This is a genomic window from Kitasatospora sp. NPDC002227 (assembly GCF_040296285.1).
In the GTDB taxonomy this organism is placed as follows: domain Bacteria; phylum Actinomycetota; class Actinomycetes; order Streptomycetales; family Streptomycetaceae; genus Kitasatospora.
Window position 1 is genome coordinate 1 of sequence record NZ_JBEOWY010000006.1, and the last position, 20,500, is coordinate 20,500.

Sequence of the window (20,500 nt, forward strand, 5' to 3'; positions counted from 1 at the left end):
TGACCCCAGAACTCGCAGTGGTTCCGGCGGAGAGAGTGCTCACCTGCTGGCGGCTACGGCACCGAGTCTCTACGACTCAGCAAGTCCCATTAGGCGGACACGGTGGCCGTCACCGGCACCCGGACCCGGACCAGCGCTGCGCAGCCGAGCAGGACGGCCCCGGCGAGGAACGGCACCCGCACGCCGCACGCCTCGGCCGTGAAGCCCGCCAGCACGGAGCCCAGCGCCATCCCGGCGCCGATCACCATCTGGTACGCCGTGCTGACCCGCCCGGTCAGCTCGGTGGGCACCAGCCGCTGCCGGAGCGACACCGCCGTGACGCCCCAGGCCACGCTCGCCGCCCCGTACAGGGCCACGCAGGCGGCGGCCGCCGCACCGGAGTTCACCGCGCCGGTGGCCGCGGCCACCAGTGCGGTGACGAGCAGGGTCGTCCGGAGCAGCGCCGGCGTGCTGTACCGGGCCGCGAGCCGCGGCGTCACCAGCGCGCCGGAGACCCCGCCGAGGGCGAACGCGGCGACCAGCAGCGAGAAGCCCAATTCGCCGAGGCCGAGCGCCTGGTGGGCGTAGACCACCAGGATCGCGGTCAGGCCGCCGCCGACCAGGTTGGCCAGCCCGGAGGTGAGGCAGAGCCGCCGCAGCACGGGGTGGCGCCAGAGCCAGCGCAGGCCGTCCGCCGTCTCCGCGCGCAGCGAGCCAGCCCGCCCGGGCTGCTCCTGTCGCCGCGCCCGGAAGTCGCCGCGCAGCAGCAGGGCGAGGACGGCGGCGACCGCGAAGGAGGCCGAGTCGACGGCGAAGGGGAGGGCGGCGGCGAGGCCGAAGAGCACGGCGCCGAGCGGAGTGCCGATCAGGGTGTCGGTGACCAGCGCGCTGGCCTGGAGCCGGGCGTTGGCCCGGGTGAGCGCGGCGGGTGCGACCATGCCGGGGACCATGCCCGACCAGCCGCCGTTGTAGAGCGTCTGCCCGCAGCCGAGCAGGAAGCCGGCCAGCAGCAGCAGCGGGATGGTGACGGCGTCGGCGGCGACGGCCGCGGCGAGCAGGCCGACGATCAGGGCGCGTACGGTGTCCACCAGCCAGAGAATGCGACGCCGGTCCAGCCGGTCGGCGAGCGCTCCGGCGAGCAACCCGAGGAGCAGCAGCGGCAGTTGTTCGGACATGGCGACGGCGGCGATCTGCCGCGGGTCGGTGGTCAGCCGGGCCGCGAGCAGCGGCAGCGCGACGAAGCGCATGCCGTCGCCGAGACTGGATGCGGTCACCGCCCCCCAGAGCCGGTGGAAGTCGGCGCCGAGCGGCGGCCGGTCGGTGGTCCCCCTGGTGAAAAACATGAACTAAACTCTGATTCACATTTGAGACAGTGTCAAGCGGTAGTCAGCGAGGAGCGGAAGTTGGCCGAGCAGTCGAACGAGCCCCAGCAGCAGCGCAGCCGGGAGAAGGTGGCCCGCATCCTGGCGGCCACCGCCGCCCTGCTGGAGAACACCCCGTACCAGGAGATCGGCACCAAGCTGATCGCCGCCGAGGCCGGGGTCTCGGTCGGCATCCTCTACCGCTACTTCGCCGACCGGGAGGCGATCGTCGCCGCCCTGCTGCACACCTGGCTCCAGGCCGACCTGGCCACCGTCGAGCGCCTGGCCGCCGGGCCGCTCCCGGCCGACCGCCGGGAGTTCCTCGCCACGGTGTTCGCCGCCTACGCCGACCGCTTCCGCACCGTCCCCGGCTACCGCCAACTCTGGTACCACGGCCCCCGGATCGCCGCCGTCCAGGCCGAGTCGAAGGAGACGGACGCCCGGATCGCCGAACACGTCCACCGGGCACTCGTCACCGGCTACGCCCTCCCCGACACCCCCGACTCCCTGCGCCGCACCCACCTCGCGGTGAGCGTCGCCTCCCACCTCCTCGACCTGGCCTTCTGTGCGGACCGCGACGGTGACCCCGCCGTCCTCGCCGATGCCGCCCTGATGCTGGAGCTCTACCTCTTCGCCCCGGCGGCGGCGAGCAGTTGAGGCCGTGATCCGCTGAGGCGATCGTCCTGCTGCACCGTCAGGTGGCACGGTGGGAAATGTGCCATCTGCCAGTACGGCGCCCGGGCCGGGCGGGGAGAGACTTCGGTCTACCGAGCAACGGGACCGAAGGGGGAAACACATGAGCGAGCAGCAGTACGACCACATCGGTGAGGCTTTCGAGGGCTTCAAGGCCCTGCCGCTGGTCCGGTACGGGGAGGTGCCGAGCGTTCTCGAACTGGTCGGGGAGGTCAAGGGCAAGTCCGTCCTCGACCTGGCCTGCGGCACCGGCTTCTACAGCCGGGAGCTCCGGCGGCGCGGCGCGGCCGACGTGTACGGTGTCGACATCTCGGCCGAAATGATCGCCGTCGCACGGGAGATCGAGCTCCGCGAGCCGCTGGGCGCGCGCTACGCGGTCGGCGACGTGGCCGAACTCCCGCTGCAGGAGAGCCCCTTCGACATCGCGCTGGCCGTGCAGTGTCTCAACTACGCCGAGGACATCGCGACGATGGAGCGGATGTGCCGCAACATCCACCGCAATCTGGTGCCGGGCGGCTCACTCGTCGTCTTCGCCCAGAACCCCGACTACCGGTTCGACTGCGCCTCGCTCGAGACCTACGGCTTCCGCTGCGAGCCCACCGGGGAGGAGATCGAGGTCGGCCCCCGAGTCCGGGTCACCGCTCTGCTCGACCCGCACCCCATCTCGATCCTCGGCGCGGCCCCGCGCCGCGAGGTCTACGAACACTGCCTGCGCGCCGCCGGGTTCACCGACCTCGAGTGGGTCCCGCTGCAGATCTCCGATGCCGGTCTGCGCCAGTACGGCGAGGAGTACTGGGCCGACGCCCTGGCCCACCCGCCGCTGGTGCTGCTCCACTGCCGCGCCTGAACCCGGCCGGCCGGGCCCGGCAGTACCGCCGCAGTCAATCGGTGGCCAGGACGGAGGCGGCGAGCACTCCGTCCTGGATCGCGGTGCGGGGGAGCGAGAGGCCGAAGGCCGAGTCGAGGACCTCCAGGCACCGGCGGTGGACCTCCGGGCGGGGGACGTTCTCGTCGGGGAGTCCTGCGGCGGTGAGCAGCGCGGTGACGCGGGCGGCGAGTCCGGGGTCGCCGTTCACGCCGGTGTAGCCCCAGGAGCCGTCCAGGTGGAGGTTGAAGCCGCATCGGAACTCGCCGTCGCCGAGGTGGTAGAACTGCGGCGGCACCGGCTTGCCGTTCTCCTCCTCGTACTCCAGATGGAAGATGTGTGCGCCCAACGAGGCCTCCAGCAGGTCGGCGGACTCCCCTTGCCAGCCGCCGTAGAGAACGGCGAAGGCCCATCCGTCGTGGTTGCCGTGGCGCACCGCCAGCCCGTCGAACGCGTCGCCGTACTCGTCCTCCAGGTATTCGACCAAGTCCGCGCCGGTGAGGGGGCCGAGCGGGCGGACGGTGCGTTTGCCGCCGCAGGCGTCGGGTGCGATCCGCGTCACCAGCTCCTCGGGGCTCAGGCCCCGGGCCAGGAAGACGCTGTAGCCGCCGAAGGCGACGGACTGGGGGGCTGCGAGCCAGCTGGTGCCGTCTGTCATAGTGGTGATCATCGCTCTGGGTACTGACAACAGCGGCGCCGGGGGTGCCGACGGCCGTGGAGATCGGTCTGGCCGGGGCCTGGGAGTCGGGCAGCGAGGTCTGAGCGGAGGAGTACCCATGGCTGTGGAGATCGTCTACGAGACGCATTCCACCACGACCGACAACGAGGCAGGGATCGCCACCGGCTGGCTGCCGGGGGAGTTGTCGGCGCTCGGGCGGCGGCAGGCGCGGGAGCTGGGGGGAGCGGCGGCGGGGAGGCGGGTTCGCGGTGGTGTACACCTCGGATCTGCGGCGAGCGGTGGACACGGCGCGGCTCGCGTTTCCGGACGGGGAGCCGGAGATCCGGCAGGACGTGCGGCTGCGGGAGTGCAACTACGGGGAGTGGAACGGGGCTTCGGCCGCGCTGATCGCGGCGCAGCGCTCGCGGCGGGTCGAGGAGCCGTTCCCGGGCGGCCAGAGCTATCGGCAGGTGGCGGAGAACACGGCGGAGTTCCTCGGGGAGTTGGCCGAGCAGTGGGACGGCCGGCGGGTGCTGCTGATCGCGCATTCGGCCAACCGCTGGGCGCTAGGGGCTGTCTGACAATTCCCGCCGGGGCCGCCCCGTCCCGTGCGCACTCTCGCCGCACGGCCGAAACGCCCAAGTAGCTCCGCTACGAGGGCGTTCCTGCCGCACGCCGATAGCACGCACGGGACGACCCGGCCTGATCCGACGCGAATTGTCAGACAGCCCCTAAACCACCTGCTCGCGGGGGTCGGGCTGGCCGAGGTGGTGGCCGATCCGCCGCCGTGGCAGCCGGGTTGGTCCTTCACGCTCGGGCAGGCCGACGGCGGGCGGTGAGCCCGAGGTGGACCATGAGCGAGAGCGCGGCACCGGCGACGTACCAGGCCAGGTCCGGGATGTTGAACGTGCTGCCGAGGATCAGCCGTGCGGCCGTACTGTGCTGGGCCAAGTGAGCCGGCACCGGGGTGAGTTGGAAGAACTCGACGGCCCAGCTGAGCGCGAGGGCGGCCCCGGCGGCGGTGGCGGGGCGCAGCCGGGGTGCGGCCAGGACGAGCAGGGCGTGGAGCAGCACGGTGTAGAGCGCGTCGCCGGCCGCCTTGGCGAAGACGCCGTCGGTGGCCGAGCGCAGACCGAGGGCGAGGGCGACGGTGAGCGCGGCGGCCCCGGCGGCGGTGCAGCGGCGTCGTAGCTGGAGATCCACTCGGCCCACCCTAATGGTGCTCTGCCGGTGACCGGCCCGCGGCACAGGATCACTCTCCCCGGGGGGTGCCGCCGTCCGCCCGGTGGTGCAGAGTGGGTGCGGGGGCAGTGCAGGGTCGGGAGAGGCCGGCCGGTCGCGATGGGGGTGGTGTCGAGGTGTCGGTGGTGCTGGTGCACGGGATCTGGAACCGGCAGCAGGGGATGACCGCGCAGGAGGCTGCGGCGGGGCTGGCCCGGCAGGCCCGGCCGCAGCTGGAGCGGGGGCTGGCGGCGGCGGGGCTCGGGCACCTGGCGGTGCCGGAGGTGGTGATGGCCTACTACGCCCACCTGCTGACGGACGGTCCGCAGGAGCGGCAGGACGGCGAGGAGGACGGACTGGACCGCCTGTCGGAGCGGGAGCTGGCCGAGGTGTGGGAGTGGCTGACGCTGGCCGGGGTGCCGGGGCCGGAGGAGGCGCAGGCCGTGTTGCTGGCACCGGTGCGACAGGCGCTGGGGTGGCTCGTCCGGGCGCGGGCCGGGGGCGGGGCGGCGTCCAGGGCGCGGCAGGAGCTGATGGCACGGCTGTCGCGGCTGGTGGTGGCCACGGTGCGGGAGACGGCCGCCTACACCTCGCTCCCGGAGCGCCGGCGGGCGGTGCGCGAGCTGCTCGCGGATACGATCCGCACCCACCGGCCGAGGGTGGTGGTCGCGCACTCGCTCGGGTCGGTGGTCGCCTACGAAACCCTGCACGCCTTCCCGGAGCTGGAGGTGGAGCTACTGGTGACGCTCGGGTCACCACTGGGACTGCCCGCCCTGTTCCGGCAGTTGGAGCCCGGGCCCCTTGACGGGCGGGGAGCGCGGCCGGCCGGGGTGGGGCGGTGGGTGAACATCGCGGACGCCGGTGACCTGGTCGCGCTGCCGCCCGAACTGGGCGGGTTGTTCCCGGTCGACTCGCACGGTCGCACGGACATCGGCTTCTGGGATCCCCACACCTTGGGCGGATATCTGGCGAACGGCCTGACCGGTGCGGCGATCGCGCCGTACGTTACCTCCTGACTGAGGGGTGGCAGCAGTGGTGGTTCGGTCGCTGGTGGTCGGGGCCGGGGGGTTCCTGAAGCAGATCGTCTCCGAGGAGGAACGGGCTTTCGGAGCGGTCCGGTTCGCGCCGCTGCCGAGCGTGGCCGGAGCGGTGGCGGAGGTCGCGCTGGCGCTCTCCCGGGTCGGGGTGGCGGCCGAGCAGCCGCTGGTCGATCCCGACCTGGCGACGGCGAACGCGGCGTTCGACGAGATCCAGCGGGTTTCCGGCGGCGATCCGCTCATCGTGCACTTCTCGGGGCACGGGGTGGTCTGCGACGACGACCTGTACCTCGCCGTGCTGGGCAGCGAGATGGACGAGCTCCCCGCCACGGCCCTGAACACGACCGAGCTGATCAGGCGGATCGAACACTCGAAGCGGGCCGGGCACGCCCTGTTCCTGCTGGACGTGTGCGGCGGCGGGCAGGCGCTGGCCTCGCAGTTGGCCCGGCGGCTGTCGGGCGCGGGCCGCAAGGCATGGGTGATCGCGGCCTGTGCGGCCGACGAGGCCACGCACGGGGCCCGGTTCAGCCTTGCCACCGCCGCCGTCCTGGACCGGCTGGCCAGGGGCTGGCTGGACCTGTCGCCGGCCCTGGAGCACGTCCCGGTGGACACCCTGGCCGCGGAGATCGACCGCGAACTGGCCCGTACGGCGAGGGCGGGCGGCTGGGTGGGGCAGGCGGTCGTCCGCACCCCGCACGAGGAGGCCGTCCTGGAGGCGCCGCCGTTCTTCCGCAACCCCAGCCACGCGGGGGACGCGGCGAGCCGCTTCCTGTCCCGGACCGAGGCCGCGTTACGGCAGTTCGCGATCGAGAGCGACCCGGGCCTGGACCTGATCCACTTCGCCAGCCGGGCCGCCGGCACCAGCCGTACCGACACCTGCCTCTTCAGCGGCCGTACCGAACAACTGCGCCGCATCGAGGCGTGGTTGGACAACGCCGACGGCAACCGGGAGCGGCTCCTCGTGGTCACCGGCGGACCAGGCTCCGGGAAGTCGGCGCTGCTGGGGGTCACCGTCTGTGTCACGCACCCGGCCCTCGCGCCACTGCGACGACACATCGTCACCCGGGTCCGCGGCTTCCGTCCCACCCCGAGCGCAATCGTCCTGGCCGTGCACGCCCGCCAGTTGTCCACCCAGCAGATCACCGACTCCCTGCTGCGCCAACTCGCCGCCCAGCGGGGCGACCACCTCCTGAACCAGGGCCGCGCCGACGCGGCCGACTCACCGACGGACCTCCGCCTGGCCGACCCCGGCCGGCTGATGGACGAACTCCGTGCCCTGGGCGCCCCGGTGGTGGTGATCCTGGACGCCCTCGACGAGGCCACCGACCCCGGCAGCATCCTGGAGCAGCTGCTGCTCCCGCTGTCCGACACCGACGAGATCCGGCAGATCCCGAAATGCCGCGTCATGATCGGCACCCGGCCGTGGTGGGACACCCTGCCCGGCCTCCAGGTCGCCGTGACGAGCAGGCCGGAGAGCCTCCTCGACCTCGACGCGCAGAGCCGGGAGAGTCTCGCCGCGGACTTGGCGGAGTACCTGGGTGACGTCCTCTACCCCGACTACCCGGAGTCCGTCGCCCGCACCATCGCCCGCCGTCTCGCCCGCTTCGAGCACGGGGCCTTCCTCATCGCGGTCCTCTACGCCGACCACCTGCTGAGCGAGGCCGCGGCGGCCCGCCGCACCACCGAGCGGCAGGCCGCCGCGAACCTCCCGGGCAACATCACGCAGATGTTCGACCTCCACCTCACGAGCCTGGCCCAGGCCAACCCGTGGGTCCGTCCCGTCCTGACCGTGCTGGGCCAGGCCCAGGGCCAGGGGATGCCGCTGGACCTGGTCCACGCCGCCGCCCTCGCGCTCGCACCGACGGCCGGTGACCGGGCGCTGCTCCCCGGCATCCAGGATACCCGCGACGCCCTCACCCAGGCCGCGTTCTACCTGCGCACGGTCGCCGACACCGATGGACGGCTGCTGTACCGGTACTTCCACCAGGCCCTCACCGACCACATCGCCCCCACCGCGGACCCCGTCGCGATCCACCGGGCCCTGCTGGCCGCCGTGCCCGCATCCGCCGCCGGCGCACCCAACTGGGAGCTCGCCCACCCCTATCTCAAGCGTCACCTCGCCTCCCACGCCGCCGGCTCCGGCCCCGAGGCCGTCGACCAGCTGCTCGCCGACCCGCTCTTCCTGCTGCACACCGAGCCGGACGAGCTCACCCCGCACCTGCGCCACGCGATGACCGCGCGGGCCCTCGAGCACGCCAACATCTACCGCACGACCACGGCCCACCACCCGCACCGGAGAGACCCCGCCGCGCGTCGCAGCCTGCTCGCGCTCGACGCCGCCGCCTGGGGGAACCCCCGGCTGGCCGCCACCATCGCGGCCACCCCGCTGGGTCACCGGACCACCCCCACCACGCCCTGGTGGGCCACCAGCCACACGGCCGACCCGGCCCGCCTCCACACCCTCACCGAGGACTCGGGCCCGGCGTGCGCGGTCACCACCACCACGGTGGCGGGCACCCCGGTGGCGGTGGCCGCCCACGGCACCAGGGCGGTCGTGTGGGACCTGACGACGGGCCAGCAGCTGCGGGTCTTCACCGGCCACGGCGGCCCGGTGCGGGCGGTCACCACCGCCACGGTGGACGGTCGCCGGGTGGGGATCACAGCCGCCGGCTGGCGGATGATCGTGTGGGACCTGACCACCGGTCAGCAGCTGCGCACCTTCTCCGTACCCAGGAACCGCGACAGCACCGTGACCGCCGTGGCCTCCGCCACCTGGGGCGGGCAGCCGGTGGTGGTCACCGCCGTGGGTGCGCGCGTGATCGTGTGGGACGCGGCCACGGGCCGGGAACTGAGGAGTCACAGCCAGCCCGGCCGGGTGCACGCGGTCGCGACGGTCGTCGTCGGCGGCCGTCCGGTGGTGGTCGCGGCCGTCGGTGAGGGCGCGGTGGTGCGGGACTTGGCCACCGGCTCGCTGCTGTGCGAGGTCGAGGGCCACGGTGGTCCGGTGGACGGGGTGGCCACCGCCGCGTTGGACGGGCACCCGGTGGTGGTCACCACGGCCGGTTCGAGCATGGCCGTGTGGGACGTGGCCACGGGCCGCCGGCTGCACGGGCTCAGCCTGCCGGGCGAGGTGCGGGCGGTCGCGACGGTCGTCGTCGGCGGCCATCCCGCGGTGGTCGCGGCCGTCGGCGAGGGCGCGGTGGTACGGGACCTGGCCACCGGTGAACAGGTGTACGGCTTCAAGGGCCGCAGTGGTCCGGTGGATGCGGTGGCCACCCTCGCCGTGGACGGTCGCCCGCTGATGGTCACCGCGGCCGGCCGGAGCGTGGCGGTGTGGGACCTGGCCGTCGACCAGAGCCTGCACGCCGCCCCGGCCCGGGGTGGCCACAGCGGGCCGGTGAACGCGGCCGCCCTCATCACCCTCGACGAGGGCCCTGCGGTCGTCACCGTCGCCGAGGAGCAGCAGGTGATCGTCTGGGACTTGGCCTCCGGCCGTCAGCTGAGCACCTTCGCCGACGGCGGCGGCCGGGTGAAGGCCGTCGCCACCCTCACCGTCGACGGGCGCCCGGTGGCCGTCACCGCCGCCGGCCGGAGCGTGACCGCCTGGGACTTGGGCAGCCGCACGCGATTGCGCGTCCTGAGCCACTACGCCCTCCGGCCCCACGGGGTCGCCACTGCCACCGTCGACGGCAGGCCCGTGGCCGTCGTAGCCTCCGGGGACCGGACGGTGATCGTGTGGGACCTCATGACCGGTGAGCTGCTGCGGACCCTGGCCGGCCACACCGGTCTGGTGAACGTGGTCGCCACCGTCGTCGTCGACGGCCGTCCGCTGGCCGTCAGCTCGGCGGGGGACTGGCGGGTGATCGTGTGGGACCTCGCCACCGGCGGGCGCCTGCAGACGCTCACCAGTGACACCGGCCCGGTGAACGCCGTGGCCACCACGCGGATCGGGCAACGCCCCGTCATCGTGACCGCCGGCCGCCAGAGCGTGGTGGTGTGGGACTTGGGAACCGGCGAGCAGCTACGGCTCCTCACCGGCCACACGGGCCCGGTGCGCGCGGTGGCCGCCACCCTCGTCGACGGCCACCCGGTCGCCGTGACCGCCGGCGACGACCAACGGGTGATCACCTGGGACCTCGGCACCGGGCAGCCGCTCCACACCCCGCTCTCCCTTCCGGGCCGGGGCACAGTGGTGGCGGTGGCCCAGGACCACCTCCTCCTCGGCTACGGCCCCGACATCGCCTGCCTCTCCTGGGCCGCCGCCCGGCGGACCGCGCCACGCCCGGCCTGACCGGCGGCCGGACGGGGCGGACCGCACGTCAGGGACGGCGGGCCAGCAGGTGGGCGTCGAGGAAGCCCCGTTCGGAGGCCGGGTCGTGGAGCAGGCGCGCGAAGGGGAGGAGTCCGGCGCCGGCCAGCAGGTCGGCGAGGTGGTCGGCCGGCCAGCTGTAAGCAGGTGTCACCTTGTGGTCGAAACGGACCGGCCCGGGGCCGTCCGTCCCGAAGAAGGAGACCAGGAGCAGGCCGCCGGGCGCCAGGACGCGCGCCAGCTCGGCGAGCAGGCGCGGCAGTTCCGCCGGCGGGGTGTGGATCACCGAGTAGTGGGCCAGCACGCCGCCGAGCGCGCCGTCCCCGACCGGCAGGGACTCCATCCGGGCCTCCTGGAAGCGCAGCGCCGGATGGGCCCGCCGGGCGTGCGCCACCATACCCGGGGAGAGGTCGAGCCCGAAGGCGTCCAGGCCCAGGTCGTGGAGCATGGCCGTCAGATGTCCGGGCCCGCAACCGACGTCCGCCACTCGGGGGTTGCCCGTCGCGTGCACCAGCTCGGCGAAGTTGCCGATCATGGCCCGGGCGAACGGCTGCCCCTGAAGCCGGTCCGCGAACAGCGCCGCGTAGAGCTCGACCACTCCGTCGTAGGCCGCCCTGGTCTCGTCCTGATGATCCGCCACAGGGGAGTCCAACGGCCCGGCCGGACGGTCAGTTCCACCCGCCGATGCCGAAGGGGCCTCGGCTGGCGCCGCGGTGCTTCCAGACCCTCGAGTCCGGCTTCGGGACGTCCTCGGCGTCGAGCTGGTCGAAGCGGTCGGGGCCGTGGCTCGCCCGGCCGGCGGGGCGGGCTCCCGGGCGGAAGCGGGCCAGGAATCTTCGGAGCAGGCTCATTGCGTGTACCCCCGTGGTGTCGCCGAGATCGGCTTGCTGTGTCCGCAGTGTAAGGCGAACTGGCGCTTTGGGAAGGGGTGTTGGCGGATCGGTCGGGAACTGCTGACGGCCGGGCCCCGCGAGGGGAGCCCGGCCGTGGCGACGGGGGTGGGATCAGACGTCGACCGAGTGCGCCCGGAGGTAGGCGATGGGGTCGACGTCGGAGCCGTAGTTGGGGGTGGTGCGGATCTCGAAGTGCAGGTGGGGGCCGGTCACGTTGCCGGTGGCGCCGGAGAGGCCGATCTGCTGGCCCGCGGTGACGGACTGGCCGGCGTGCACGCGGATCGAGGAGAGGTGGGCGTACTGGGCGTACTTGCCGTCGGCCAGCTTGATGATGACCTGGTTGCCGTAGGCGCCGCCCCAGCCGGCGCTGTAGACGGTGCCCTTGCCGACCGCGAGCAGGTTGGTGCCCACGGAGGCGGCGAAGTCGACGCCGGTGTGGTGGCCGCTGGCCCACATGTGGCCGGGCACGCCGTAGGCCTCGTTGATGCTCGGGTTGCTGACCGGCGCGGAGAAGTCCGGCGCGGGGGCCGGGGCGGGCGCGGGGGCGGCGGCCGGAGCAGGGGCGGGCGCGGCGGCCGGAGCCACGGCGGGGGCGGCGGCCGGAGCGGCGGCGGGGGCCGCGGCCGGGGCAGCGGCGGGGGCGGCAGCCGGGGTGGCGGCCGAGTCCAGGCCGAGGGCCTTGCCGACCAGGGCCAGGTCCTGCGCGGAGGCGTGGTGCTCCTCGTGGACGGGGCGCCAGTCGTGGTCGACCACGCGGGAGCCGGCGGGGGACTTCTTCGCCGGGTCCACCAGGGCGGCGGCCTTGCCGGTGGCGTGGCCGACGTGCTGGGCGTCGGCGCTGGTGGTGAAGGAGTGGTCACCGGAGCCGGCGAAGGCCGAGGCGGTGGTGACGCCGACGAGCGGGAGCGCGAAGGTGACGGCGAGGGTGGTGGTGACGCCGAGGCGGTTGAAGCGGCTCGGGCGGGCGTGCTTACCCCGTGCGGACATGGGTGTTTCCTCTCCGACGCCGACGAGGTGAGCTGTCGGGTTCGGGCTGGAGATGCCCGGCCGCTGGGCGCGGCTTCACCCCAAGCCGACCGGACGGTGTCCGATCGGCGACTTACCTGGGTCCCCCGCTCCTGCCGTACAGAGCTGGTCTGTGCCCCACGGGTGCCGGCAGGACTAGGCGTTGCACCCGGTGGGCCCGTCCGGTCAGTGGCCGGGCGGTCGATGAAGCAAAACCTATGAGCTGGATAAAAGGCAAGGATGATGATCGTTCATGGGTCGGAAATGACGGAATTCGACCACGGAGGGAGAGGGGGGATCGGCGCGGGGTGATCGGTTCGACCACGGAGTGTCGTCAGTGGTGGGCTGGGGGTGAGAACGGTCGCGCAGTGCGTTCACGCGGGCGCGGCGGGTGGCCGGATCGCCGCGCCGCGGTGAGCCTCCTCACCCCCGGCCCCGTCAGTCGCGGCCGAAGGCGGCCAGGTAGGAGGTGAAGGCGGCCTGGTCGCCGAAGGTCTCGAGGGCGGCGGGCAGGCGGCGCTCCCAGAGCAGGAGCAGCAGGTCGGAGGCGGTGCCGCGGGCGGCGAAGGCGGCCTTGGCGTGCTCGGTGGTGACCAGCAGGGCGCCGTCGGCGGCGCGGACGGTCCACTCCCCGGCGCCGTCGGTCGCGTGCAGGTGGAGCCCGGCCTCGGGGAGGCCGGCGGGCAGCTCGCCGTCGGCGAAGTGGGTCAGGAACTCGGCCACGCCGTCGGCCGCCAGCTCGCGCTCGACGGGCTCGTCGCGGCCGACCGCGTTCAGGGCGTCCCAGCAGTGCACGGCCGTCTCCTGGGCCATCCGCCGCTGGATGAAGCCCGCGTCCTTGCGGTCGGACCAGCTCCAGCGCGGCAGCCCGGGGTCGAGCTTCTCCAGCGTCGAGGCGCAGTGCTCGAGCCCTTCGGTGAACCACGCGACCAGGTCTTCGTCGGCCGGTTCGACGGGCTGGACCCGGCGCGGGTCCTGCGGGCCGGAGATCTCGCCGGCGGCGATCGCCGTCCAGAAGCGGTGCACCGTGCCGGTGTGCCGGAGCAAGTCCCCCACCGTCCACTCCGGGCAGCTGGGCACCCGGCGGTCGAGGTTCCCGGCGGCGGCCTCGGCCATCCGCGCGCCGTCCCGGCGCAGCGCGTACGCGTAGTCAGTCTGATCCATGGTCAGTGAAGCTAGCCGCTTACCCCGGCGCGGGCCAGCGCATTCCACCGGCCACGTAGGCTGCCGGGTATGCGAGATCTTGCGGTGGGGATGCGGCTGCTCTTCGAGGGGCAGAAGTGGGTGGCCCGGCGGGGGCGGTGGTGGGGGTTCGGGATGATCCCGGCGCTGATCACCATGGTCGGGTACCTGGCGGCGCTGGTGGTGCTGGTGGTGGAGGCCGGCGGGCTGGCGCGCTGGGTGACGCCGTTCGCGGACGGGTGGGGCTCGCCCTGGCAGGGGCTGCTGCGCGGGGTGGTGACGGCGGCGCTGGTCGGGGGCGGCGCGCTGCTCGCGGCGCTCACCTTCACCGCTGTGACCCTGCTGGTCGGCCAGCCGTTCTACGAGTCGCTGGCCGCCCAGGTGGACGAGACCGAGGGCGGGGCGCCGGCGGCGCCGGAGCTGCCGCTCTGGCGTGAGCTGGTGACCGCGACCAAGGACAGCGTGGCGGTGCTGCTGCGGGCGGCCGGGTTCGGGGTACTGCTGTTCGCCTGCGGGTTCGTCCCGGTGGTCGGGCAGACGGTGGTGCCGGTGGTGGGGGTCGGCGTCTCGGGCTACTTCCTGGCCGTCGAGCTGACGGCCGTCGCGCTGCAGCGGCGCGGCATCGCGCAGCCGGAGCGCCTGCGGCTGCTGCGCGGGCGGCTCGGGCTGACGCTCGGCTTCGGGGCGCCGCTGGCGCTGCTCTTCCTGGTGCCGATGGTGACGGTGCTGCTGATGCCGGGTGCGGTGGCCGGGGCGACCCTGCTGGCCCGGGAGCTGGTGCCGGTCGAGCCGCCGGAGGCGGACGAAAACAGTACACAGGATGATGCGATAAGCGGTCAGTATTAGGAATTTAATTCCCGAAAGGAATTTGACATTCCGTCGGCCCGCGGGCCATATATGCGGCATGAGTGCAACGGGTGTCAGCGCGCAATCCGTGTTCACCGCGGGGCCCAATCCGGCCGAGCCGGAATTCTGGCAGCTCCCGGCCGAGGCCCAGGCGGCCGCCTTCGCCCGGCTGCGCGCGCTCGACCACCCGGTGTACTGCCTGGACTCCCGGACGGGCAAGGGCTTCCACGCCCTGGTGCGGCACGCCGACGTGGTGGCCGCCAGCCGCACCCCCGAGGTGTTCGTCAGCGGCCCGGGGGTGACCACCCCTGAGCCCGCGCGTTGGGTGCGGGCCCTGTTCGGCGACTCGATGGTCAATCTGGACGATCCGCGCCACGCCGATCTGCGGCGGATCGTCTCCCGCGCCTTCACCCCGCGACTGATCGCCAGGGTCGAGACCGACATCCGCCGGATCGCCGCCCGGGTCGTGGACGAGGTGATCGAGCAGCGCCCGGAGGACTTCGTCGGCGCCGTCGCCGCCGAGCTCCCGTACCAGGTGATCTGCGACATGATGGGCGTCCCCGAGCGCCAGCGCCGGGCGATCCTGACCGAGGTCAACCGGGCGTCCGAGCACACCGGGGTGAAGCGCAGCCGGCTGCGGGTGCCCGGGCGCGGCCTGCTCGCGCTGGCCCGGATGCAGGGCTCCATCGCCGCGCTGGGCCGGGAGCGGCGCCGGCGGCCCACCGATGACCTGATCTCCGCCCTGGTCACCGCCGACGTGGACGGCCGGCGCCTGGGCGCCCGCGAGCTGGGCGCCTTCTTCTCCCTGCTCCTGGTCGCCGGGGTGGAGACCACCCGTAACGCGCTGGCCCACGGCCTCCACCTGCTCACCACCCACCCCGAGCAGCGCGCGCTGCTCACCGCCGACCTGGACGGGCACCTCGCCGGGGCGGTCGAGGAGATCCTCCGGTACGCGACCCCGATCATCCAGTTCCGCCGCACCGTGGCTGCCGACCACGTGCTCGGCGGCGCCCAGCTGGCCAAGGGCGACAAGGTGGTGCTCTTCTTCGGCTCGGCCAACCGGGACGCCGCCGTCTTCCCGGATCCGGACGTCTTCGACATCACCCGCTCGCCCAACCCGCACCTGGGCTTCGGCGGCGGCGGCCCGCACTTCTGCCTTGGCGCCTACCTGGCCCGGCAGGAGATGAAGGTGCTGCTGCGCGAGCTGCTCACCCGGCTGCCCGAGATCCGCTCCACCGCCGAGCCCGAGCTCGCGCACTCCAGCTTCGACCACCGGGTCCGGCGGCTGCCCTTCACCTTCTGACCGGCTCAGACCCCCGGGTGCACCCCGACGGCGTCCCGGATCTGCTCGCCGAGCCCGCCGTCGCGCCGCGCGCAGTTGGCGCAGCAGAAGAACTTGCCGGAGACCTCGACCCCGTGGCCGACGATCCGCACCTGGCAGTACTCGCAGCGAGGCGCGAGCTTCTCCATCGCGCACTCGAAGCTGTCGAAGGTGTAGGTGTCCCCGGTCACCGTCTTGATCTCGAACGCCAGCCAGTAGTCGTTCTTGCACACCACGCAGACCGCCATGACCCCTGCCGTTTCCTCAGGTCCCCGTCCGGCCCCGGACGGGGGCGGACGCCTCCGAGTCTTCGGCCGCGCCCGGGGCGCGGCAATCGGCGCGCGTCCGAACGGCGGGTGCCGACCCGCCGTCAGGAGCAGGTGAGACCGGAGGCGCGCCAGTTCGCCGCGTCCACCATGGCGGGCTGGACGGCGACCTCGGCGGGGAAGGACTTGCCGCGCCGCAGCCGGTCGTACATGGTCTGGACGGCCCGGGCGCCGACGTCGTTGCCGTTGATGAACAGCGCCGCCTTCATGCCGGTCGGGGTGCCGGCCAGCCAGTCCTTGCAGGCCAGGTAGGCGCCGAGGCCGACCCCGGCGATGTCGCCGGTGGGCACCCCGGCGGACTGCAGCGCGTCGATGCCGCCCTGCACGTTCTCGTCGTTGCAGCCCCAGACGATCCAGTGCCGCACGCCGTGCTCCCCGGCGATCGCGGCGGCGAGCGCCGCCCTGGCGCCGTCGACGGAGTTGTCGGTGGGGATGTCGAGCTTCTGGATGCTGGCGCCCGCCGTGTCGATGAAGGCGTCCTTGGCCGCGTTCATCCGGTCGGTGCAGACCGTCACGTCGAACTTCCAGAGCGAGACGATCCGGGTGTCCGGCTGGGACCAGCCAGCCTTCTGGTACTCCTCGGCGCTGCGCTTGCCGATCGAGGCGCCGAGCTGGGTGCCGTTGAAGCCGATCCGGGGCACCAGGTCGGCCCGCTTGCAGGCGGAGGGGTCGAACTCGGTGGCGCAGACCTGGTCGTCGGAGGTGAGCAGCGGCAGGCCGGCCGTCTTCGCGGCCTCCACCACGTCCGGCCCGGCGGCAGGGTCGGGGAGGACGGCGATCACCCCGTTGCTGCCGCTCCGGGCGGCGGACTGCACCTCGTGGACGGCCTTGCGGGCGTCGGTGCCCAGGTCGACCATCCGCAGGTCCACCCCGAGCTCGGCGGCCTTGGCCTTGGCCCCGGCGGCCTCGGAGACGAAGTACCCCTGGTCGGCCTGCTTCTGCAGGTAGGTGATGGTGATCTTCCCGGACGGGACCGGGGCGGCGCCGCCCGGACCGTCCGCCGAGCAGGCGGTGACGCCGAGCGCGGCGATCACGCCGAGGACTGCGGCGGACCGGCGGGGGCGGGGTCTGGGCATGGCGGTGCTCCTGGGCTGAGGGAGGGTGCTGAGCACGTCGAGGACGACAGAAACGAACAGATTGAAGCGCATTCAAACGGAAAGCACCAGAGTTGGACAAGGGTCAACTCGTCGGTAACCAGCCGGGATCGGGGTGCGGAGACGCCGAAGGGGCGCGGGGAGACTCCCCGCGCCCCTTCGGTGGGCAAGGCGGCCTGCCCGATCGGGCAGCCCGGTTCAGCCGGCCAGGGCCCGGTCCACGAGCGGGCCGGCCGCACCGGTGTAGGCCGCCGGATCGCACAGTGCGGCGATCTCCTCGGCCGGCAGTACGCCGTCCAACTCCTTCGCCTCGGCCAGCAGTTCGGCCAGCGGCCGGTGCTCGGCCGCCGACCGGTGCGAGACCTCGGTGAGCAGCTGCCGGGCCGCACCGCGCCCGAGCAGCGGGGCCAGCACGGCCGCGATCCGCTCGGAGACCAGCGCGCCGTCGGTGAGCAGCAGGTTGGCGGCGATCCGCCCCCTGCGGACCTCCAGCCCCTCCGTCAGCTCCACGGCGGTCGCCGCCGCACCGCCCACCAGCCGAAGGCACTCGCGCAGCAGCTGCCACTCGGCGTGCCAGGCACCGCCCGAGCGCTCGTCCTCCGCCAGCAGGCACTGCGTCAGGCCGGCGGCCAGCACCGGCACCTGGAGCGCCGCGCTGCGGATGAGCGTGGCCAGCACCGGATTGCGCTTGTGCGGCATCGCCGAGGAGGCGCCGCGCCCGCTGCCGCCCGGCTCGACCACCTCGCCGACCTCGGTGCGGGTCAGCGTCTGCACGTCCACCGCGAGCTTGCCCAGCGCCCCGGCGGTGAAGCCGAGCGCCGCGGCCAGGTCGGCGATCGGGGTGCGCAGCGCGTGCCAGGGCAGGGCCGGGCGGGCCAGGCCGGTCTCGGCCGCGTACGCCTCGACCAGCAGGTCGAGGTACGCGGCCGGGTCGGTGTGCCCGCCGTCGATCCGGCCGTACTCCAGGTACCCCGCCAGGGTGCCCGCCGCGCCGCCGAGCGAGACCGGCAGGCTCTTCGCGACGGTGGCCAGCCGGTGGTCGGCGTCCAGGACCAGCTCCCGCCAGCCGGCCGCCTTGAGGCCGAAGGTGGTCGGCACCGCCTGCAGGGCGAGGGTGCGCCCGGCCACCGTGGTGTCCCGGTGCTCGGCCGCCAGGTGCGCGAGCGCCTCGGCGGTACGGGCCAGATCGGCCCGCACCAGCGCCAGCGCCCGCACGGCCACCAGCATCGCGCCGGTGTCGAAGATGTCCTGGCTGGTCGAGCCCCGGTGCACGTACTCGGCGGCCGCCTCGCTGCGGACCGCGACCCGGCGGGTGAACGCCTGGACCAGTCCGACCATCGGGTTGGCCGTCTCCCTCGAGGCCAGGGCCAGCGCCCGGACGTCCAGCTCCTCCTCCCGGGCGGCCGTGCTGATCACCTCGGCCGCGGCCGCCGGCACCGTGCCCAGCCGGGCCTGGGCCCGGGCCAGCGCGGCCTCGGCGGCCAGCATCGAGCGCACCCAGGCCTCGTCGGTGACGACCGCCTCGACGGCCGTCCCGGCGCGGACGGGTGAGAGCAGACCGGAGTCCGCCCCGGCGGGAGAACTCACACGATCACCCCGGTGAGCTCCTCCTCCGAGTACGGCGGGCGGACCCCGGCCGGCACCCGCGCGACCGACGGCTCCACCTGGAGGGCGGCGCGGGCGATCGAGTCCGAGTCGCCGAGGGTCACCGAGTCCACGCCGGGGCGGATGCCCGCCGCGGTGACCCAGTGCACGGCCTCGGTCGGCACGCCGTAGGCGAAGCGGCGCGGGTGCGCCCGGCCCTTGGCGTCCAGCAGCCGGTACGGCCGCTCGGTGACGGCCAGGCCGCCGGTCTCGTAGCTGGTGCCGCCCGCGGCGTCGATCCGGAAGGTGGTCGCCTGCTCGGTCTTGAGCAGGTGCAGCAGCAGCGGGTCGGCCGTGCGGCGCAGGTCCGGCTCCGGCAGGCGGGCCTCGATCAGCACCGTGGAGCGGACCGGCGGGCCGGGCACCGCGGTGGAGGCGAGCACGTAGGTGCCGGTCGTGACGTCGAGCCGGATGACGCTCTGCGGCCCGGTCAGCTCCAGCACGCCCGCCTCGATCAGGGCGATCATCTCCTCGATCCGGGAGGCCGGCGGGCCGATCGAGAGGAAGGCGTTGAGCGGGGTGTACCAGCCCTCGAGGTCGTCCCGGTGCGAGCCGCCCTCGAGACCGCCGTGGTCGACGGCCAGGCGGATCTCGTTGCGCAGGTCGCGCAGCACGTCCAGCGCCGCCTTGAGCGGACCGCTCAGGTTGCCCTGGTGGGCGGCCTTGACGTCCTGCGCCAGGTAGTCGAGCAGCCAGGCGCGGAACTCGTTGCGGTCGGCGAAGACCCGGTCCCCGTACGGGCGCGACAGCCTGTCCCAGGACCAGCGCTCCTCGGCCGGGACCTCGAACTCGTCCAGCAGGCCGGTGAGATCGGTGTCCAGGTCGGCCGCGAGGTAGCGGTCGCAGAGCTCCTCGGCGTCGGCCGGGCGGCCCTGCTGGTCGAGCAGGGTGCGGTAGTAGACGCTCTCCACCTCGCGGGTGATCAGCGGCCACAGGTCCAGGCTGAACTGCACCGGGTCCTCGGTGCCCGCCCGCTTGCGCAGCACCTGGATGTACTCGGTGGTGAGCAGCTTGGGGTAGTAACGCCCGTACGCGCCCTTCTCGTTCTCGCCGCGCGCGTGGTACGGCACGCCCCGGCGGGAGCTGGCGAAGAGCTTGGGCTCGAAGCCGGAGGCCTGGTAGAGCAGGCGGCCGCCCGCGCGGACGAAGTGCCCGCCCCGGCCGACCGTCATCAGTGCCATGTGGTCGAAGAAGTTCAGACCCAGGCCGCGGACCAGCACGTTCTCGCCCGGCTTGATGTCGGCCAGGTCGAGGTCGGCCGGGTTGGCCGGGGTGATGTAGGTCAGGTGGTGGATCCGGGAGAGCGCGGCCGTCCGCTCCTCGCGGGCGGTCAGGCGGGCCGGCACGTGGCCCTGGGCCAGCACGATGGCGTCCAGCTGGTTGAGCCGGGTGCCGTCCTCCAGCCGGACGCCCTGCGGGCCGGCCGGGATGCCGTGCACGTCGGCCATCGCGACCACGCGGCTGCGGTGCACCAGCACCATCACGTGCTCGGGCGCCTGCGCGACCACGCGCAGGAAGCTCGCGCTCAGGTAGCTGCCGTAGAACGCCCGGCTCGGGTAGGTGTTGGGGCCCAGGTCGCGGGCCTCGGCGAGGGTGACGTCGTCGGCGTCGCCCCGGCCGCCCGGCTCGAGCAGGCCCTTGGCCCACTCGTACAGGCTGGGGCCCTGCTCGATCGGGCCGTCGATCCGCACGCTGTTGTCGGTGTAGACGGTGATCTGGGAGGCGACGGTGTTCATCAGGAGGTGGCGCGACTGCTGCGGACGCCAGACCGCCCCGGCGCCGGGTGCCTCCGGGTCGATCACGTGGACGGTGACCTGGGGGTGCGACGGGGAGTGGCGCTCGTTGGCGCACAGGCGCTCGAGGACGGACAGGCCGCGGGGGCCCGCGCCGACGATGCAGATCTCCAGCTGACTCTTGCTCATGAAAACCCTTTCGATCCCGCCGGGTTCGGCGTGGTCTCGGCTCGGGAGGCGGTGCTGCTCGCCGCAGCATCTCAACGCCGCTGTCCGGGGTCCGTCAGGGCGGCGGAGGGTTCGTCACCTTCGAGCGGGCAACGACCGCAGGCG

General features: G+C 73.6%; 18 protein-coding genes and 1 riboswitch. Of the genes, 7 read left to right on the forward strand and 11 right to left on the reverse strand.

Annotation, left to right across the window (positions count from 1 at the left end; translation table 11 throughout):
- Nucleotides 1–89: 89 nt before the first annotated feature.
- Nucleotides 90–1,322: an MFS transporter gene (locus ABT095_RS07145; RefSeq protein WP_350528285.1), complete on the reverse strand. Its 1,233-nt coding sequence runs from the start codon at nucleotides 1,320–1,322 to the stop codon at nucleotides 90–92.
- Nucleotides 1,323–1,382: 60 nt separating this feature from the next.
- Between ABT095_RS07145 and ABT095_RS07150 the strand changes: the two genes are divergently transcribed.
- A complete protein-coding gene (locus ABT095_RS07150) occupies nucleotides 1,383–1,997 on the forward strand; it encodes a TetR/AcrR family transcriptional regulator (RefSeq protein WP_350528286.1) in 615 nt (204 codons plus the stop codon).
- A 139-nt stretch (nucleotides 1,998–2,136) separates the two neighbouring features.
- Complete coding sequence (locus tag ABT095_RS07155) at nucleotides 2,137–2,880, forward strand: class I SAM-dependent methyltransferase (protein ID WP_350528287.1); 744 nt, start codon at nucleotides 2,137–2,139, stop codon at nucleotides 2,878–2,880.
- A gap of 34 nt (nucleotides 2,881–2,914) precedes the next feature.
- Here the strand turns inward: ABT095_RS07155 and ABT095_RS07160 are convergent, their stop codons facing one another.
- Entirely contained in the window at nucleotides 2,915–3,556 is a 642-nt protein-coding gene (locus tag ABT095_RS07160) for a DUF6461 domain-containing protein (RefSeq protein WP_350528288.1), read from the reverse strand.
- A 269-nt stretch (nucleotides 3,557–3,825) separates the two neighbouring features.
- Between ABT095_RS07160 and ABT095_RS07165 the strand changes: the two genes are divergently transcribed.
- Nucleotides 3,826–4,137, forward strand: coding sequence for a histidine phosphatase family protein (locus ABT095_RS07165; protein ID WP_350528289.1), 312 nt, complete (start codon nucleotides 3,826–3,828; stop codon nucleotides 4,135–4,137).
- 226 nt (nucleotides 4,138–4,363) lie between these two features.
- Here ABT095_RS07165 and ABT095_RS07170 read toward each other — a convergent pair whose 3' ends face one another.
- Nucleotides 4,364–4,759 carry a ribosomal maturation YjgA family protein gene (locus ABT095_RS07170; protein ID WP_350528290.1) on the reverse strand — a complete coding sequence of 132 codons (396 nt, stop codon included), beginning with the start codon at nucleotides 4,757–4,759 and terminating at the stop codon, nucleotides 4,364–4,366.
- 155 nt (nucleotides 4,760–4,914) lie between these two features.
- Here ABT095_RS07170 and ABT095_RS07175 point away from each other — a divergent pair, with 155 nt between their 5' ends.
- Both ABT095_RS07175 and ABT095_RS07180 read left to right on the forward strand, forming a co-directional pair.
- Nucleotides 4,915–5,793 carry a hypothetical protein gene (locus ABT095_RS07175; RefSeq protein WP_350528291.1) on the forward strand — a complete coding sequence of 293 codons (879 nt, stop codon included), beginning with the start codon at nucleotides 4,915–4,917 and terminating at the stop codon, nucleotides 5,791–5,793.
- A 16-nt stretch (nucleotides 5,794–5,809) separates the two neighbouring features.
- Nucleotides 5,810–10,105 carry an AAA family ATPase gene (locus ABT095_RS07180; RefSeq protein ID WP_350528292.1) on the forward strand — a complete coding sequence of 1,432 codons (4,296 nt, stop codon included), beginning with the start codon at nucleotides 5,810–5,812 and terminating at the stop codon, nucleotides 10,103–10,105.
- A gap of 28 nt (nucleotides 10,106–10,133) precedes the next feature.
- Here the strand turns inward: ABT095_RS07180 and ABT095_RS07185 are convergent, their stop codons facing one another.
- The 4 genes from ABT095_RS07185 to ABT095_RS07200 all read right to left on the reverse strand — a co-directional run bounded on the left by ABT095_RS07185 (nucleotide 10,134) and on the right by ABT095_RS07200 (nucleotide 13,185).
- Nucleotides 10,134–10,763, reverse strand: a complete 630-nt coding sequence (locus tag ABT095_RS07185) for a class I SAM-dependent methyltransferase (RefSeq protein ID WP_350528293.1) — start codon at nucleotides 10,761–10,763, stop codon at nucleotides 10,134–10,136.
- A 28-nt stretch (nucleotides 10,764–10,791) separates the two neighbouring features.
- Nucleotides 10,792–10,974, reverse strand: coding sequence for a hypothetical protein (locus ABT095_RS07190; RefSeq protein ID WP_350528294.1), 183 nt, complete (start codon nucleotides 10,972–10,974; stop codon nucleotides 10,792–10,794).
- Between the two features lie 153 nt (nucleotides 10,975–11,127).
- On the reverse strand, nucleotides 11,128–12,003 hold the full coding sequence (locus tag ABT095_RS07195; protein ID WP_350528295.1) for a M23 family metallopeptidase: 876 nt from the start codon (nucleotides 12,001–12,003) through the stop codon (nucleotides 11,128–11,130).
- Between the two features lie 2 nt (nucleotides 12,004–12,005).
- A riboswitch (cyclic di-AMP (ydaO/yuaA leader) is annotated at nucleotides 12,006–12,159 on the reverse strand.
- A gap of 300 nt (nucleotides 12,160–12,459) precedes the next feature.
- Nucleotides 12,460–13,185, reverse strand: coding sequence for a maleylpyruvate isomerase family mycothiol-dependent enzyme (locus tag ABT095_RS07200; RefSeq protein WP_350528296.1), 726 nt, complete (start codon nucleotides 13,183–13,185; stop codon nucleotides 12,460–12,462).
- A gap of 69 nt (nucleotides 13,186–13,254) precedes the next feature.
- Here ABT095_RS07200 and ABT095_RS07205 point away from each other — a divergent pair, with 69 nt between their 5' ends.
- Both ABT095_RS07205 and ABT095_RS07210 read left to right on the forward strand, forming a co-directional pair.
- Entirely contained in the window at nucleotides 13,255–14,049 is a 795-nt protein-coding gene (locus tag ABT095_RS07205; protein WP_350528297.1) for an EI24 domain-containing protein, read from the forward strand.
- Nucleotides 14,050–14,107: 58 nt separating this feature from the next.
- On the forward strand, nucleotides 14,108–15,352 hold the full coding sequence (locus ABT095_RS07210; RefSeq protein WP_350528298.1) for a cytochrome P450: 1,245 nt from the start codon (nucleotides 14,108–14,110) through the stop codon (nucleotides 15,350–15,352).
- 5 nt (nucleotides 15,353–15,357) lie between these two features.
- Here ABT095_RS07210 and ABT095_RS07215 read toward each other — a convergent pair whose 3' ends face one another.
- From ABT095_RS07215 to ABT095_RS07230, 4 genes are all read right to left on the reverse strand, one after another.
- Nucleotides 15,358–15,618: a metallothionein gene (locus ABT095_RS07215; RefSeq protein ID WP_350528299.1), complete on the reverse strand. Its 261-nt coding sequence runs from the start codon at nucleotides 15,616–15,618 to the stop codon at nucleotides 15,358–15,360.
- A 122-nt stretch (nucleotides 15,619–15,740) separates the two neighbouring features.
- On the reverse strand, nucleotides 15,741–16,772 hold the full coding sequence (locus tag ABT095_RS07220; protein ID WP_350528300.1) for a substrate-binding domain-containing protein: 1,032 nt from the start codon (nucleotides 16,770–16,772) through the stop codon (nucleotides 15,741–15,743).
- A 216-nt stretch (nucleotides 16,773–16,988) separates the two neighbouring features.
- On the reverse strand, nucleotides 16,989–18,377 hold the full coding sequence (locus ABT095_RS07225; protein WP_350528301.1) for a nitrosuccinate lyase: 1,389 nt from the start codon (nucleotides 18,375–18,377) through the stop codon (nucleotides 16,989–16,991).
- Nucleotides 18,374–20,356, reverse strand: a complete 1,983-nt coding sequence (locus tag ABT095_RS07230; RefSeq protein WP_350528302.1) for an FAD/NAD(P)-binding protein — start codon at nucleotides 20,354–20,356, stop codon at nucleotides 18,374–18,376. The genes ABT095_RS07225 and ABT095_RS07230 overlap by 4 nt, the downstream gene beginning before the upstream one ends.
- Nucleotides 20,357–20,500: the final 144 nt, after the last annotated feature.

Excerpts from the sequence above, each read along its gene's own strand:
- ABT095_RS07145 (WP_350528285.1), bottom strand. The coding sequence starts at position 1,322 with ATGTTTTTCACCAGGGGGACCACCGACCGGCCGCCGCTCGGCGCCGAC.
- ABT095_RS07155 (WP_350528287.1), top strand. The coding sequence starts at position 2,137 with ATGAGCGAGCAGCAGTACGACCACATCGGTGAGGCTTTCGAGGGCTTC.
- ABT095_RS07160 (WP_350528288.1), bottom strand. The coding sequence starts at position 3,556 with ATGACAGACGGCACCAGCTGGCTCGCAGCCCCCCAGTCCGTCGCCTTC.
- ABT095_RS07190 (WP_350528294.1), bottom strand. The coding sequence starts at position 10,974 with ATGAGCCTGCTCCGAAGATTCCTGGCCCGCTTCCGCCCGGGAGCCCGC.
- ABT095_RS07195 (WP_350528295.1), bottom strand. The coding sequence starts at position 12,003 with ATGTCCGCACGGGGTAAGCACGCCCGCCCGAGCCGCTTCAACCGCCTC.
- ABT095_RS07200 (WP_350528296.1), bottom strand. The coding sequence starts at position 13,185 with ATGGATCAGACTGACTACGCGTACGCGCTGCGCCGGGACGGCGCGCGG.
- ABT095_RS07205 (WP_350528297.1), top strand. The coding sequence starts at position 13,255 with ATGCGAGATCTTGCGGTGGGGATGCGGCTGCTCTTCGAGGGGCAGAAG.
- ABT095_RS07210 (WP_350528298.1), top strand. The coding sequence starts at position 14,108 with ATGAGTGCAACGGGTGTCAGCGCGCAATCCGTGTTCACCGCGGGGCCC.
- ABT095_RS07215 (WP_350528299.1), bottom strand. The coding sequence starts at position 15,618 with ATGGCGGTCTGCGTGGTGTGCAAGAACGACTACTGGCTGGCGTTCGAG.
- ABT095_RS07220 (WP_350528300.1), bottom strand. The coding sequence starts at position 16,772 with ATGCCCAGACCCCGCCCCCGCCGGTCCGCCGCAGTCCTCGGCGTGATC.
- ABT095_RS07230 (WP_350528302.1), bottom strand. The coding sequence starts at position 20,356 with ATGAGCAAGAGTCAGCTGGAGATCTGCATCGTCGGCGCGGGCCCCCGC.